Below are 15,737 nucleotides of genomic sequence, written 5' to 3'. Positions count from 1 at the left end.
CTCTGTCGTCCATTGCACATCGTGCTGCTCCGAATTCGCCGACAGTCGTACCCATGACCGATACCGCATCATCTCCGGTTGCCGCTTCGCCGATCGTGTCGCCGCAAGGGGAACGCGTCGGCTTCCTGCTGGTATTCCTGTCGGCGTTGATGTGGAGCTTCGGCGGCAGCATTGCGCGCTTCATCGACAACGCCGACAGCTGGACGGTGGTGTTCTGGCGCTCGGTCTGGGCCGCCGCCTTCCTGCTCTGCTTCATGGTCTGGCGCGACGGCTGGCGTGGCACGCTGAAGCTGTTTCGCGGCATGGGCCTGGCCGGCCTTGCGGTGGCGTTCTGCTTCGCCACGGCGTCGACCTCTTTCGTCGTGGCGCTTGCCTATACCACGGTCGCCAACATCCTGTTGATGCAGGCCGGCGTGCCGCTTCTGGCAGCGCTGTTTGCGTGGGCGCTGTTTCGCGAACGGGTGGCGGTGGCGACCTGGGTGGCGATCGCCGCCGTCATTGCCGGCGTCGCCATCATGGTGTCGGAATCGCTCGATGGCGCGGTGTCGCCGATCGGCGACGGGCTGGCGCTGCTCATCGCTGTCATGTTCTCGATCGCCACCGTCATCACGCGCCGCTTTGCCCATGTGCGCATGACGCCGGCGACCTGCCTCGGCACGATGCTGGCGGCCGCCTTTGCGGCATCGCAGGCGTCGGCGCTGGGCGTCTCCAGTCACGATATGGGCTTCCTCTTTGCCTTTGGCGTGATCAATCTGGGACTCGGTCTCGCCTTCTTCGCCACCGGAGCCCGGCTTGTTCCGGCCGCCGTCGCGGCGCTGCTCGGCACGTTCGAACCGATCCTTGGCCCGATCTGGGTCTGGCTCATCCATTCCGAGGTGCCGTCGGCGCGCACCATCGTCGGCGGTGCGGTCGTGGTCACCGCGCTGCTCGTCCATATCGGGCTCGAGTTCAAGCGTCAGACGCGGCCCGCGCGAGCGGGCGTCACCGGTGTGCCGTCACCTAATTGATGCAGTGCGCGCGTCAAAGCGAGATGAACCATTGACAACGTCGCAGCCGCGCGGGCAGGCTGCGATCACGGCAACAACAAGACAGGCGTATCTTGCCAAGTCTCCATGCCGGCCGCATCGAGGCCGGACAATATCGTCGTCTCCCTGCCCGCGCCGTAGCGAAAGCTTCCGACGGCGTCGGAACACCACCAACGCCACGCCAGGTCTTCGCTGTCGGCTCGCCGCCGAACGATAATGGCGCCGGCAATTCGCGCTTGTCGCCTGCCTGCAAGCCCAATACCCTGAAGCAAATGCCCAGCCGCGCGGACGCCGCGACGAGCTGGCGACGGAACACTCATCAAAGGAGAATAGCATGACCCGCAAAGCGCTCTGGCTTTCGGCGACTTCGGCGTTTCTGGCAGTTTTCACCTTGGGCGCGCATGCCGAGGATCGCGTCGTCAACGTCTTCAACTGGTCGGACTATATCGACAGTTCGATCATCGACGACTTCACCAAGGAAACCGGCATCAAGGTCGTCTACGACACTTTCGATTCCAACGAGATCCTGGAAACGAAACTGCTCGCCGGCGGCAGCGGCTACGATGTCGTCGTGCCCAGCGGCAATTTCCTTGCACGCCAGATCCAGGCGGGTGTGTTCCAGAAGCTCGACAGGTCGAAACTGCCGAACATTTCAAATATGTGGGACACGGTCATGGAACGGACCGCCAAATATGATCCCGGCAACGAATATTCGATCAACTACATGTGGGGTACTGTTGGCATCGGCTACAACATCAAGAAGGTGCAGGCAGCGCTCGGCACCGACAAGATCGACAGCTGGGACATGTTCTTCAATCCCGAAAGCCTGGCCAAATTGAAGGACTGCGGCGTCTATGTGCTGGATTCGCCGGCCGACATCATACCGGCGGCACTGAAATATCTGGGCCTCGATCCGAACAGCACGTCGCCCGATGAGATTGCCAAGGCCGAAGAAACCTTGCTGAAGGTCCGGCCCTATATCCGCAAGTTCCACTCTTCCGAATACATCAACGCCCTTGCCAATGGCGACATCTGCCTGGCGGTCGGCTGGTCGGGTGACGTCTTCCAGGCCCGCAACCGCGCCGACGAAGCCAAGCAGGGCGTCGAGATCGGCTACTCCGTGCCGAAGGAAGGTGCCCAGATGTGGTTCGACCAGATGGCGATCCCGGCCGATGCGCCGCATGTCGCCGAAGCCCATGAGTTCCTGAACTACATGATGAAGCCCGAAGTGATCGCCAAATCGTCGAACTATGTGCTCTATGCCAACGGCAACAAGGCTTCGCAGCAGTTCATCGACAAGGCGATCCTGGAAGATCCGGCGATCTATCCGGATGCAGCCACCTTGCAGAAGCTCTACACCGTATCGCCTTACGATCCCAAGACCCAGCGCATCATCACTCGCACCTGGACCAAGATCGTCACCGGCCAATAGCAATCTGACCAGGCCCCGGCAGCCGTTGCCGGGGCCGCTTTCTCATGGGGCAAGCAGCAGGACGGAGTGGGACATGAAATCGCTTGGCAGCATCCGCAGGGATTTTGCGCCATGGAACGATCCGAACGCCAAGCCATACATCCAGTTCGACAACGTCACCAAGAAATTCGGTGAGTTCACAGCGGTCAACAACCTGTCGCTGACCATTTTCGAACGCGAATTCTTTGCCTTGCTGGGGGCCTCAGGCTGCGGGAAATCGACACTGCTTAGGATGCTTGCCGGCTTCGAGGAGCCGACCGCCGGCCGCATCCTGCTCGATGGCCAGGATCTGCGCGGCATTCCGCCCTACCGGCGGCCGGTCAACATGATGTTCCAGTCCTACGCCTTGTTTCCGCACATGACGGTCGAGAACAACATCGCCTTCGGCCTCAAGCAGGAAGGCATGGCCAAGGCCGACATCGACAAGCGCGTCGCCGAGATGCTGAAGCTGGTCAAGCTCGAGCAGTTCGCCAAGCGCAAGCCGCACCAATTGTCGGGCGGCCAGCGCCAGCGCGTCGCGCTCGCGCGCTCGGTGGCCAAGCGGCCGAAAGTCCTGCTGCTCGACGAGCCGCTTGGTGCGCTGGACAAGAAGCTGCGCGAGGAAACCCAGTTCGAGCTGATGGACCTGCAGCAGAACCTCGGCCTCACCTTCGTCGTCGTCACCCATGATCAGGAAGAGGCGATGACGATGGCTGACCGCATCGCCATCATCGACAAGGGCGAGGTGATGCAGGTGGCGACGCCGGCCGAGGTCTACGAGGCGCCGGGTTCCCGCTTCGTCGCCGGCTTCGTCGGCAATGTGAATATGTTCGACGGCAAGATCGCGGCTGGCGAGGCCGGCAGCGCGAGCATCGATGCCGGCAACGGCATCACCATCCGGACCGAAAATGCCGGCAGTGCCGCCGCCGGAACATCCGTCACCTTCGCCATCAGGCCGGAGAAGATCAAGGTGTCCTCCACGAAACCGGCCGGTGCCGTCAACGCCATCGAGGGCGAGGTCTACGACATAGCCTATCTCGGCGACATGACCGTCTATCACGTCAGGCTGGACGACGGTCAGGTGGTGCGGGCGAGCACCATGAACGCGGCACGCCTCACCGAGGACCCATTGACCTGGAACGACCGCGCCTGGGTTTCTTTCCGCCCCGACGCCGGCGTCGTCCTGGCACGGTAGGGACTGATCATGTCCGCTGTCACCGCCGCAACAAGCTCTCCGGCAAGCGCTGCCGGCAAATCCGCCTTGGTCAGGCTGGGAGCGGCCTTCGTTAGCCGGCTCGTCATCATCGTCCCCTACCTCTGGCTGCTGTTCTTCTTTCTCGTCCCTTTCATCATCGTCTTCAAGATTTCGCTGTCGCAGACTGCGATCGCCATGCCGCCCTACACGCCGGTGCTCGATTTCCGCAGCGGCATTTCCGGGTTTATCTCGGAATTCGGCGCGCTCAATTTCGACAACTATACCTGGCTGACGCAGGATGCGCTTTACTTCAATGCCTATGTGACGAGCGTCATCGTCGCCGCCATCTCGACGGTCCTGACATTGCTGGTCGGCTATCCCATTGCCTATGGCATGGCACGCGCTCCGGCGACGATTCGCCCGACCTTGCTGATGCTGGTGATCCTGCCGTTCTGGACCTCGTTCCTGATCCGTGTCTACGCCTGGATTGGCATCCTCAAGCCCGAGGGCCTGCTCAACCAGCTGCTGCTCGCCACCGGCATCATCAGCCAGCCGCTGATCATCCTCAACACCTATACGGCGATCTTCATCGGCATCGTTTACTCCTATCTGCCGTTCATGGTGCTGCCGCTCTATTCGTCCTTGGAGAAAATGGACCATTCTCTGATCGAGGCGGCCAAGGATCTCGGCTGCCCGCCGACCAGCGCCTTCTGGAAGATCACCTTTCCGCTGTCGCTGCCCGGCGTCATCGCCGGCTGCCTCCTGGTGTTCATTCCTGCCGTCGGCGAGTTCGTCATCCCCGACCTGCTCGGCGGCTCGCAGACGCTGATGATCGGCAGGACGCTGTGGAACGAGTTCTTCGCCAACCGCGACTGGCCAGTGTCGTCCGCGGTTGCCGTCATCTTGCTGCTGCTGCTGATCGTGCCGATCATGCTCTTCCAGCGAGCCCAGGCGCGCGCCCAGGAGCAGGACCAATGAATGCGACCTGGAGCCGCTTCAACATCACTTCGATCGTGCTCGGCTTTGCCTTTCTTTACCTGCCGATCGTCCTGCTCGTTGTGTTCTCTTTCAACGAGTCGAAGCTGGTCACCGTCTGGGGCGGCTTTTCGACGAAATGGTATGTGTCGCTGTTCCACAATCGGGGTCTGATGGACGCCACCTGGGTGACGGCCCGCGTCGGCGTCATCTCGGCCACGGTGGCGACCGTGCTCGGCACGCTGGCGGCGCTCACCTTGACACGCTACACGCGCTTTCGCGGCCGGCTGCTGTTTTCGGGCATGGTGTTTGCGCCGCTGGTCATGCCGGAAGTCATCACCGGCCTGTCGCTATTGCTGCTCTTCGTCGCCGTCGGCCTCGACCGCGGCTTTCTGACGGTGACGCTTGCCCACACCACGCTTACCATGTGCTTCGTGGCGGTGGTGGTTCAGTCGCGCCTGATCACTTTCGATCGTTCGCTGGAAGAGGCCGCGATGGATCTCGGTGCGCCACCGGTGAAGACCTTCTTCCAGATCACGCTGCCGGTTATCATGCCGGCTATCGTCTCCGGCTGGATGCTGGCCTTCACGCTGTCGCTCGATGATTTGGTTATTGCCAGCTTCACCTCGGGACCCGGCGCCACGACGCTGCCGATGAAGATCTACAGCCAGGTCCGCCTTGGCGTGACGCCGGAAATCAACGCAGCCTGCACCATCTTGATCGCGGTCGTCGCAGTTGGCGTGATCATCGCTTCGCTCGCCAACAAACGCCGCGAGGTGCAGCGCCAGCGCGACGAGCAGGCCGCGCAGCGAGGTTGAAGGCTCGCTACTCTCCCGAAACGCCGCGGCTTATCGGCGAGATGAACGGCGTGCTCCACGTGCCGCCGACGAAGAACGACGACTGCTTGGGCGGCTGGCCATTCGTCTGCGTGGCAGCCTGGCTCGGCTGGACGATGCCGCCGGACAGCGCCAGCCCGCGTCCGGCATAGGATGCGATGCCGGAAAGCCAGATCTTGTATTGCGCGGAATTCACCTCGGCCTTGTCGATACGCGCCACGCCGTTCGAAATGCTCGCCTTGAGCTCGGCCCCGTCGATCGGCAGCGTTCCGTCCGAGACGTCGTCCAGCGCGAAGAATCCGCCCTGTTCGGTGTGCTTGAGGAACGCCGGCAGGTTAAGCCGGCTCAGCGCACCCGCGCCGAACGTCGCGGACAGCGAGCCATTGGCGTTTTCGAAAATCGAGTCCCAGGTTCTGCCAGGCCCCTTGAGGATGACCGAAACGGTTCCAGTGCCGATCGGCACCAGCCGCGTCATCCCGGCCGCGGTGCCGAAAGCGCCGCCGTCGATATCGGAAGCAAGCAGCCGGATCTCGACTTCCGTGCCGGCGGGCTTGCGGTCGAAACGGACGCTGCTCTGGACGTTGCCGCCAAAGGCGGATGCATCCGAGATGTCGAAGGCGGCAAGGCCGTTCTTGACCTGGGCAGTGGCAGCGACGTCGGCAAGCTGGATGGCGCCGGCGGTGGCATGCGCCGCCGACAGCCTGAGATCGAGATTGATCCGGTCGGCGAAGCTTGTGTCGATTTCGCCCGGGCCGGTGCCGCCGGCGGATGGTACCGGCGTAAAGGCGGAGAGAAATGATCTGAGGTCGAGCGTATCGAAGGCAAGTGTGCCGGAGATCACCGGCAGTGCCTCACCATAGGTGAAGTCCAGCGCACCCATTCCCGGGTTGTTGTCGAGGGTCAGGGCCGTGTTTTCAAATTTGACGCGCCCGGCCGTCGCCGTGATCTTGCTTGAAACCGAGATCGAGCCGATTGCGGCACCGGGCGCGATGCCGGCCTGCGACCATTCGAGCACGCGTCGGAGCGAAGGTGCGGCGAATTTTGCCTGGCCGTCGAAATAGCCGTTCTCCGACATGCTGGCGCGGCCGTCGAACGAAAAACTGGCCGGTGCCGCCTTGAAGGAAAATGTAGCCGGTGCTGTGCCGCCACCAAACAGCACGAGCGGGTTCGGCGATGCGGCGTCGATGGCAACACTTTCGCCGCGCCATATCCCGGTCGCCGACAGCGTCGCATTGCTGTTCATCGCGGCCCAGTTCGCCTGGCCGCTCAGGCTGCTCAATATCTCCTGGTCCTTGCCGCCGATGGCAGCCACTACGCGGCCGTCCCTGAACTCGACTGTGCCGAACGGATCTGTCGGCAGCTTGCCGAGATCCGGCTTGGCGGGATTTGTGTTGATCACCGCGCGGGCAGCATCGATCGAACGCGTAATGCGCCCGCCGCTGGGAATCGCAGGCAGGAAAAACCCGCTCGCGGTACGCTGAACCCGGATCGTCGGTCGTACCAGCCGCGCCGTCGAAAACATCACATCGCCACGCAGCGCCGCCATCGCTGAGAGGTCGACCTCGACCCGTTCGGCCTCGACCACGGGCGGCGCATCCGTCTCTGTCCATTGCGACAGCGTCACGTCGCTCAGGATCGCCCGGAAATTCGGCCAGACCTCGATACGCGGCGCGCCGTCGATGGTGACCCGGAAACCGCTCCACGCGCTCATTTCCCACGCGATACGGTCGCGTACGATGCGGGTCGAGGCGATCAACGGCAAGGCTGCGACAACCAGCGCGATGACGATGACGGCTGCGCCGATCGCCCATATTCCGCGTCGGATCAAAGGTGATGGCATATCGCCCCGTATGCTTCCATTCCGACAAAATCGCCCGACGGGTGTAACCGACGGCTGACGCATTTCAAGTCTTTATGGCCCGGCGATGGCATTTGCGCACACCCTGACCGGCGCGGTCCAACAAAATCTTGCTCTGCTGCATCGCGATATGCATAAGCGATGCCAATGCATGTCGCCCAAAGTGCGCAGCGGTTTTGGGATAAACGACATGCATAAAGACAAAAGTTTAAAGCGCGTCGCGTGAATCTCTTCAAACGTGACGTGCTTTAAGGAGGAACAATGATGGCTGACGACGCACCGCTCTGGATCCCGACGCAAGAGCAGATCGACGCAGCGCCGATGACCGCCTTCATGAACACCGCGGCGAACATGGCCGGCAAGGTTTTCTCCTCCTATGCCGACCTGCATCGCTGGTCGATCGATGATCGCGAGACCTTCTGGAGCCTGGTCTGGGACTTTTGTGGCATCGTCGGCGACAAGGGCGAACGCGTGCTGGTCGATGGCAACAAGATGCCCGGCGCGACCTTCTTTCCTGAGGCAAAGCTGAATTTCGCCGAGAATCTCCTCAAGAAAACCGGGCTTGGCGACGCAATCGTCTTTCGCGGCGAGGACAAGGTCGAGCGGCGGCTGTCCTGGAACGAGCTGCATGCGCTGACCTCGCGGCTGCAGCGGCTTTTCCTGTCGCTCAAGGTGAAGAAGGGCGACCGCATCGCCGCGATGATGCCCAACATGCCGGAGACCGTTGCTGCGATGCTGGCGGCCGCCTCGATCGGCGCGGTCTGGTCGTCCTGCTCCCCAGATTTCGGCGAGCAGGGGGTTCTCGACCGGTTCGGCCAGATCGAGCCTGTCGTGTTCATCGCGCCGGACGGCTACTGGTACAATGGCAAGGCGATCGAAGTCGCCGACAAGATCGCGGCCGTGGCGGGCAAGCTCGCCACCGTCCGCAAAGTCCTCATTGTCGACTATCTCGGCACCTCGCTCGACGTCGCCGCGACCATCGGCAAGGCGGCTGCGCTGGAAGAGGCGCTGTCACCCTTTGCCGCAAGGCCTGTCGCCTACGAAAGGCTGCCGTTTTCGCATCCGCTGTACATCCTGTTTTCATCGGGCACGACCGGCATTCCCAAATGCATTGTCCATTCGGCCGGCGGAACGCTGATCCAGCACGTCAAGGAAGAACGGCTGCATGCCGGCCTGCTCGACGGCGACCGCTTCTTCTACTTCACCACCTGCGGCTGGATGATGTGGAACTGGCTGGTGTCGGGCTTGGCATCGGGCACCACCTTGCTGCTCTACGACGGCTCGCCGTTCTACCCGGACGGCAATGCGCTGTTCGACTTCGCCGATGCCGAAAAGATGACCTATTTCGGCACCTCGGCCAAATTCATCGATTCCGTGCGCAAGGCCGGCCTGAAGCCGATCCGCACGCATGATCTTTCCAGCGTGCGCACCATCTCATCGACCGGCTCGCCGCTATCGCCGGAAGATTTCCGCTTCGTCTATGAAGGCATCAAGAAGGACGTGCATCTGGCTTCGATTTCCGGCGGCACCGATATCGTCTCCTGCTTCGTGCTCGGCGTGCCGATCGAACCGGTATGGACCGGCGAGATCCAAGGGCCCGGGCTCGGCCTTGCCGTCGATGTCTGGGACGATGACGGCCGCCCGCTCCGCCAGGAGAAGGGCGAGCTCGTCTGCACCAAGACGTTTCCGGCGATGCCGATCGGCTTCTGGAACGACCCTGACGGCAGGAAATACAAGGCCGCCTATTTCGAACGTTTCGACGATGTCTGGTGCCACGGCGATTTCGCCGAATGGACCGTCCATGGTGGCCTGATCATCCATGGCCGTTCCGACGCCACGCTCAATCCGGGCGGTGTCAGGATCGGCACGGCGGAGATCTACAATCAGGTCGAGCAGATGCCGGAAATCCTCGAAGCGCTGTGCATCGGCCAGGATTTCGACAATGACGTGCGTGTCGTGCTGTTCGTGCGGCTGGCGGCCGGCGTTGAGCTCGATGCCGAGCTGGAAAAGCGCATCCGCGCGAAAATCCGCACCGGGGCGAGCCCGCGCCACGTGCCGGCCAAGATCGTCGCCGTCAGCGATATTCCGCGAACCAAATCGGGCAAGATCACCGAGCTCGCGGTACGCGACATGGTGCACGGCCGCGCCATCAAGAACAAGGAAGCGCTCGCCAATCCCGAAGCGCTCGAGCTGTTCCGCAACCTGCCGCAGCTTGCCGACTGACCCTGGGATCCAAGGTGGGAGCCGTTTTGAGGTCAGGTATAGTTAACAAATTATCTCTTCGGAATTTACCTAGATTTCATGAGTGGTACACATTGGTAAATTTTCCGGCGTGCCGGTAAGGATTTGTTAAGGCCCGGCATCAATAGTCGTGCGTAACTTGAGGGAGAAATCCCGTTCCTCTTAGCCCCGAGAGGATCTGATTCGCTCAAGCCCCGTTGTGACAGCAATTCCAATTTCTCAAGGCGTCCTGTTGGACGCCTTTTTTCTTTGCGCAACCATAGCTAACCGGCGAGCACGCGGGTCGAGGGAAAGGCGACTTCGACCAGGGTTCCCTCGCCGGGCGTCGAGTTGATGGTGAACCGGGCCCGGTTCGCTTCGACCATCGCCTTGGTCAGCGGCAGCCCAAGACCCGTGCCGTCGCCACGGCCGCGCTTCAGCGCATTGATCTGCTTGAACGGCTTCAGCGCCTGCTCGATCTCGGACTGGCTCATGCCGATGCCGGTATCGCGCACGCGCATGACGACATCGCCGGAGATCTCGTAAGCCGTCGACACGATCACCTGGCCGCCAGCCTGCGTGTAGCGGACGGCGTTCGACAGGATGTTGAGCGCGATCTGCCGCACGCTGCGCAGATCGGCCACCACTTCCGGCAGCCGCGAGGCGAAGCTGGAGCGGATGATGACGCGTTCCCGGTTGGCTTGCGGCTGCATCATCGCCACGGTTTCGGCCAGCGTGTCGTTAAGCGACACCGCCTCATAGGCCATCTCCTGCTGGCCGGCCTCGATTTTCGAAATGTCGAGCAGGTCGTTGACCAGATCGAGCACGTGGTTGCCCGAACGGTTGATGTCGCGCAGATAGTCGCGATAGCGGTCATTGGCCACCGGCCCGAATTTCTCGTCGACCATCAGCTCGGAAAAGCCGATTATGGCGTTGAGCGGCGTGCGGATCTCGTGGCTGATGCGGGCCAGAAAATCGGTCTTCTGCGACGAGGCGCGTTCGGCGACCGCGCGCGCCTGGGTCAAGTCCTCTTCGGCCCGCTTCCACTGGGTGATATCGCGCACCACCGCACAGAAGCCGCTGTCGTTGGGCAGCCTGCCGATGGTCATGAACAGCGGAATGAAACGCCCCTGCGCCTCGCGCCCGATCACCTCGCGGCCATCGTTCATCACGCTTGCAACGCCGGGCTCCGACAACCCCTCGAGATAGTCACGCGCCGCGCGCTGGCTTTCGATCGCAAACAGCGAGACGAACGGTTTGCCGGTCACCTCGTCGCTGTCGAAGCCGAACAGCGCTTCCGCCGGACGGCTAATTGAACGGATCGTTCCGTTACGGCCGATCAGCACGACGCCGTCGGTGGCGGTGTCGATGATGGTGCGCATTTCGGCAATGCGTGCCTTGAGCTCGGAAACATCCGGCTGCGTTTGGTCTTCGGCGGCGCCATGTGGAATGGCTGCTGCCTCGTCGTCGCCGGAACGACGTACGACCAGCATCAGCGCCTTGCCGTTTCCCCAGGGCACGGAGCGTAAAATCGCATCGATCGGAAACTCCTGACCTTCGCGCGTTTTCAGCCGCAGAGCGCGGTCGCCGCCGTCCGAACTGCCGTCGTCGGCATAAGGGTCGGCAAACAGCGCGCCGAGCCCGCCGGCCTCGTCCAGGGCATTGAGCGTCGCATAGCCGGTCAAGCCGAGGAATTCGTCATTCGCGTAATGCAGCTGGTCGCCGGAATGGATAAGCACCGGCACTGGCAGCTTGCCGAGGATCGAGGTATCCGGCCCCTTGTTGTCCTCTCCGGCAAACGCCGACGGCACGAAGCCGTCGAGTTTGAGCGGTGGTGCCTGCAGCCGCGCGATGGGCGGCACCTGGCCGGCAACGTCGGCTGCGGCTGCGCTGTCCTCGGACCAATCCTCGCTGTCCTCGGCGTCACGGAAATCTTCGGCCGTCATGCTGTCGTCGTCGCCATCCCGCGGCGCTTCGGCGATGATCGTTCGACGGTTCGTGCTGGGCTCAATGCCTTCCTGCGCTTCGTCGCTGGGTTCGCGGTCGGCATAGTCGAGCAGCGATCCGGAAACAGGGCGTGTGACGGGTTCGCCGGCTTGCGCCTCTGCTTCCGCCTCATCGGGCTGCTCGCCGTCGAGCCGGGCAAGATCCTTCTGGTCTTCGGTATCGGCCTCGGGCGGTTCGGCGGCAGCCGCCCCGCTTTCCGGACCTCGCGCCGGCATCTCACCCTTGTCCGCCAGCCCGGCTTCTTTCAGCTTTGGCTCGTCGGCCTTGCCGGCTGCCTCGACTTCCTCAACCGGCTTCTGCTTTCCGGCGCCGGGCTGTTCTTCGGCCGGGGTGCTGTCCTTCTTGAGACGCTCGCCAATCTCGCGAAACGCGCTGCGTTCCAGCGTCGACAGGCCCTTGTCGTTGGCCGGCTGCCGGTGCTCGGCCAGCCGGATCACCTTGTCGGCAAAGCGCCGCTCGGGTTTTGGCACGATGGTCAATGCCGGCACTTCGCCCCTGAACGGATCGGCGGATTTAGGTGTCTCGGGGAGAGGTTCGACGGCTTTCGGCCCGATGGTCGCGGCAGGTTTCTCCTCGGCGACAAGGGCCATGCCGACGGCATCCGGATCGACCACCGCATCGCCACTCCTGGCCACGCCGAAACCGCGAAAACCTTCGAAAACGCGGCTGCGGCTGTAAACCGGGAGCGCCGCCAGATCGACGGGTATCTTCAGATCGGTGCCGGCGACCGGCCACAGCACGGAGCGGCCGGACCAGGTGTCGCGCCGTTCGAGCAGGCCGGCAATCTCGCCAGAAGCATCGAGGCCATAGGCGGCCGAAACATCCTCGAAACGGCGGCCGATCACGTCGGCGGCAGGCTTGCCGACGAGCTCGGCAAATTCCGGCGACAGGGCGCTGAAATGGCCCTCCGCGTCGGTACGCCAGACGAAACGCATGGGCGCGGCGGTGCGATCGATCGCCGAAGCGCGGTGTTCGGCCGGCGAGGCGGCTTTGGTGGCTTTTGCGGCGCTTTCCGGCGAAGTATCCGGGCTGGCTGGGGTCTCGACTTCGCCGGACACAGCTGCCCCGGGCGAGATCTGCGTGTCGTCGCCGGCATTGAAGTACCAATGGTCATGCTGCGTCGGCGTTTCGCTAGCCGTGCGGTGATCGCCGGCCGCGTCGGCAGGTTCGTGCTCCGCCGATGCCGAGGTTCCTTCCATCGCTGCAAGGTCGATCTCCGCCGCGCCGGTGCTGGTGATTGGCTGCTCGTTGTCCTGGTTCGTTGGCTGGGGAAGATCGCCACCGCTCGGTGCCGCTGCCCCCTCGGTTTCCCCGCCGGCGCGCTCGCCATCGGGGGCCTCGCCGTCAAGCCGGTCCTCGTCGATCACCACCAGCAGGTGCCGCTCTTCCGTCAGCCGGGCAAGGCCCGCGGGATAGGAGCTGGACCCACCCGGAACCAGGCGCTTGACGATGCGGTCGCTCTCGTTCGCCACGTCGGCGACAAGTGCGGCCAGCGTCTCAGGCCGGATGCCGAGCGCCGAAAAGCCGTCCGATGCGGCGTCGATATTGCCCTTGGCATCGACAAAGGCGATGTAGTGGCCGTCTTCCGTAAAGCCACCGATGGCGCGGTCGGCGATCTCGGCCGCGCTGCGCGAGCCGGTCTGCGCCGCCGGCAGCGCCAGCATGATTGCTTCCTCGCCATCGGGCATGGTCACTGCGCTGGCCAGGAAGCCGACCGCGCGGCTGGTCAGGCCAGTCGCCAGCCGGACCGTGATGGCACGGTCGCGGCCGATCTGCGGAAAACCGCTGGTTGCCATGATCTGGCGCCTGGCGATCAGCGGCAAACCTGCCGAGGCGCCGATGATCGCGCCGATGTCGGGATAGCCGAATACCGCTGCGCCGGGGCCGTTGGCCCAGATCACCTGCTCGAGATCTGCCGACAGAATAGCGATCGCGTCGCCTGCGGCGAAGCGCAAGCGGACGGCGTCGAGCACGGCGACATCGAGGAAGGAGTAGTTTTCAGCCGGCATGCGCTTGGCGACCCTCACAGAGCGGGCAATTTGCGGTTAACGCTTTGTTAATAAAAGCCGACGGCGCGAAGGTCCACAAGTCATAGCGTGCAACCAGCGGAATCTCTAGGCGCGTGGTTAACGCCGCGAACCAAATATTTTATGGTGCGATGCAACAAACATGTTGCAATGCACAAAATTTGCCTTTATATTGCCATGATAGATGAACGAGACGGCATTTTGTCAAAGCCGCTGCCGCTGAAAAGGATGGAAAATGTCCAGGACCAAGACTGCTGAAACGATTGAAAACGTTGAATTCCCGAGCTTCGACGCTTCCAAGGCCACCGACCAGATCCGCGCCTTCGCCGAAAAGGGCGTCGAGCAGTCGAAAGAGGCCTATGCAAAGCTGAAGACCGGCGCCGAGGAGACCCAGAAGGCGCTGGAGTCGACCTATGAGACCGCCAAGACCGTTTCCAGCGACCTGTCGCTCAAGACCATCGCCGCCTTGCGTGCCAATGCCGAAGCCGGCTTCTCGCATTTCGAAGCCCTGATCGGCGCCAAGTCGCTGTCGGAAGTCGTCGAGCTGCAGACAGCATTCGTGCGCAAACAGGTCGAATTGACCGTCGAGCAGGCCAAGGACTTCCAGGCGGTTGCTGTCAAGGCGGCCGAGGACGTATCCAAGCCGATCAAGACCGCCTTCGAAAAGGCCGTGAAAGAAATCAAGATCGCCTAATATTTGCGCACAGTTTGACGATGCATCAAAAGGTCGCATTTCGTCAGACAAATAGATGTGCGATATAATTGTTTCAAACGAATACCCGGCGGGTGGAACCTCCTCCCTCTGCTCACCGGGGTGACCAGCCAGCACCTCCTCCCGCTGGCTCGTAATAGGAAAGGCCGGCACCTCCTCCCGCCGGCCTTTTCTTTGTCCGGCGAAAAATGACGCGATGCCGGAGCGATCTTTTGCTTTGCCAAAAGCCTTGAATTAAACTCCGATAGCCCGTATGGACGCATCGCCGAACGACAGAGCGGGTCCCGGAGAATGAACGTTCCGTCTGGATCTCGCTCGGGCAAGCGTGCCGTTGTAGCTCAGATGGTTAGAGCGCCGGATTGTGGATCCGGAGGTCGCTGGTTCGATCCCAGCCAACGGTACCATTCAGCTTTCAGCCAGGTTTCTGACCAATAGCGCCGAGCGTTCACTACGATCCCGTAGCGCTCACCCACGGTCCCGCGCCTGACGCGCGCCGCGCAGGTGATCCACGAGGGCTCTCAGCTTCGGCGCGATATTCCGTCGGCTTGGGAAATAGAGATAGAAACCCGCAAACGGCGGAAAATAGCCGTCCAGGATTGGCACGAGCTCGCCGCGGTCGAGCCAGGGGCGGAATGTATCGGCCATGCCGAACGTGATTCCGGCGCCTGCAACGGCCAGCCGGATCATCAGCCACATGTCGTTGGTAGTGATCTCGGGCGCAACCGCCACGTCGAACTCGCGCCCGTCCTCGCCGAACTCCCACCGATAGGGCGAAACTCCCGGCGCCGGCCGCCAGCCGATACAGCGATGTGCCACAAGCTCGCGCGGATGGGCGGGTGCTCCGAACTTTTCGAGATAGCGCGGGGCGCAGACGGCCATCTGCCGCTGATCGCCCGATACCGGCACGGCAATCATGTCCTGCTCGATCACTTCGCCGAGCCTCACTCCCGCATCATAGCCTTCGGCAACGATGTCGAATTCCTCGTCGGTGACCACAATATCCAGATGCACCTCGGGAAACCTTTCTGCAAAGGACGCCAGCAACGGTCCTGACAGAAAGGCCTCTGCGATAGACGAAACCGCGATCCGCAGGCGGCCGCGCGGGCGGTCCAGCAACTCCGTGGTGGCTTCGATTGCCGCGTTCACGTCGGCGATCGCCGGTGCGACGCTCGCCAGCAGGCGCTCGCCCGCTTCGGTCAGGTTGACGCTGCGTGTCGTGCGCTGCAGCAATGCGATGCCAAGGCGCTGTTCAAGCCTGAGGATGCTCTGGCTGACCGCCGAGCGCGTCACGCCCAGCCGGCCTGCCGCAGCACGAAAATTGCGTTCCTCGGCCACCGCGACGAAGACGGCAATTGCATTGAGATCGATATCCATTGGTTAGTCAAACTTACCATCGAGGTTAACGGCGGGCGGGTTATCGCGACAATGCCAC

The 15,737-nt window shown here is 62.6% G+C and carries 10 protein-coding genes and 1 tRNA gene; 8 read left to right on the top strand and 3 right to left on the bottom strand.

Annotated features, from left to right (window positions below; translation table 11 throughout):
* Positions 1-53 precede the first annotated feature (53 nt).
* The 5 genes from NKJ28_RS06705 to NKJ28_RS06685 all read left to right on the top strand — a co-directional run bounded on the left by NKJ28_RS06705 (position 54) and on the right by NKJ28_RS06685 (position 5,463).
* Positions 54-1,007, top strand: a complete 954-nt coding sequence (locus tag NKJ28_RS06705; protein WP_352634660.1) for a DMT family transporter — start codon at positions 54-56, stop codon at positions 1,005-1,007.
* 352 nt (positions 1,008-1,359) lie between these two features.
* Entirely contained in the window at positions 1,360-2,457 is a 1,098-nt protein-coding gene (locus tag NKJ28_RS06700) for a polyamine ABC transporter substrate-binding protein (protein ID WP_352634658.1), read from the top strand.
* A 73-nt stretch (positions 2,458-2,530) separates the two neighbouring features.
* A complete protein-coding gene (locus NKJ28_RS06695) occupies positions 2,531-3,670 on the top strand; it encodes an ABC transporter ATP-binding protein (RefSeq protein ID WP_352634656.1) in 1,140 nt (379 codons plus the stop codon).
* Positions 3,671-3,679: 9 nt separating this feature from the next.
* Positions 3,680-4,648 (top strand): ABC transporter permease subunit, encoded by a 969-nt coding sequence (locus tag NKJ28_RS06690; RefSeq protein WP_352577543.1) that lies wholly within the window; start codon positions 3,680-3,682, stop codon positions 4,646-4,648.
* On the top strand, positions 4,645-5,463 hold the full coding sequence (locus NKJ28_RS06685) for an ABC transporter permease (protein ID WP_352577544.1): 819 nt from the start codon (positions 4,645-4,647) through the stop codon (positions 5,461-5,463). Before NKJ28_RS06690 ends, NKJ28_RS06685 begins: the two co-directional genes overlap by 4 nt.
* 7 nt (positions 5,464-5,470) lie before the next feature.
* Here the strand turns inward: NKJ28_RS06685 and NKJ28_RS06680 are convergent, their stop codons facing one another.
* Entirely contained in the window at positions 5,471-7,321 is a 1,851-nt protein-coding gene (locus tag NKJ28_RS06680; RefSeq protein WP_352457085.1) for an AsmA family protein, read from the bottom strand.
* 282 nt (positions 7,322-7,603) lie between these two features.
* Here NKJ28_RS06680 and NKJ28_RS06675 point away from each other — a divergent pair, with 282 nt between their 5' ends.
* A complete protein-coding gene (locus tag NKJ28_RS06675; RefSeq protein WP_352634654.1) occupies positions 7,604-9,562 on the top strand; it encodes an acetoacetate--CoA ligase in 1,959 nt (652 codons plus the stop codon).
* Positions 9,563-9,843: 281 nt separating this feature from the next.
* On the opposite strand, the gene NKJ28_RS06670 is transcribed toward NKJ28_RS06675, so the two are convergent.
* Positions 9,844-13,575, bottom strand: a complete 3,732-nt coding sequence (locus tag NKJ28_RS06670; RefSeq protein WP_352634652.1) for a PAS domain S-box protein — start codon at positions 13,573-13,575, stop codon at positions 9,844-9,846.
* Between the two features lie 253 nt (positions 13,576-13,828).
* Between NKJ28_RS06670 and NKJ28_RS06665 the strand changes: the two genes are divergently transcribed.
* Both NKJ28_RS06665 and NKJ28_RS06660 read left to right on the top strand, forming a co-directional pair.
* Positions 13,829-14,287, top strand: a complete 459-nt coding sequence (locus NKJ28_RS06665; RefSeq protein ID WP_023677458.1) for a phasin — start codon at positions 13,829-13,831, stop codon at positions 14,285-14,287.
* Positions 14,288-14,632: 345 nt separating this feature from the next.
* Positions 14,633-14,709 (top strand) — tRNA-His (locus NKJ28_RS06660).
* 61 nt (positions 14,710-14,770) lie between these two features.
* Here the strand turns inward: NKJ28_RS06660 and NKJ28_RS06655 are convergent.
* Positions 14,771-15,679 (bottom strand): LysR family transcriptional regulator, encoded by a 909-nt coding sequence (locus NKJ28_RS06655; RefSeq protein ID WP_352634650.1) that lies wholly within the window; start codon positions 15,677-15,679, stop codon positions 14,771-14,773.
* Between the last annotated feature and the right edge of the window lie 58 nt (positions 15,680-15,737).

The sequence above is a fragment of the Mesorhizobium sp. M0145 genome (assembly GCF_040322355.1).
Classification (GTDB): Bacteria; Pseudomonadota; Alphaproteobacteria; order Rhizobiales; family Rhizobiaceae; genus Mesorhizobium.
This window is presented reverse-complemented; position numbering and strand designations above follow the sequence as displayed.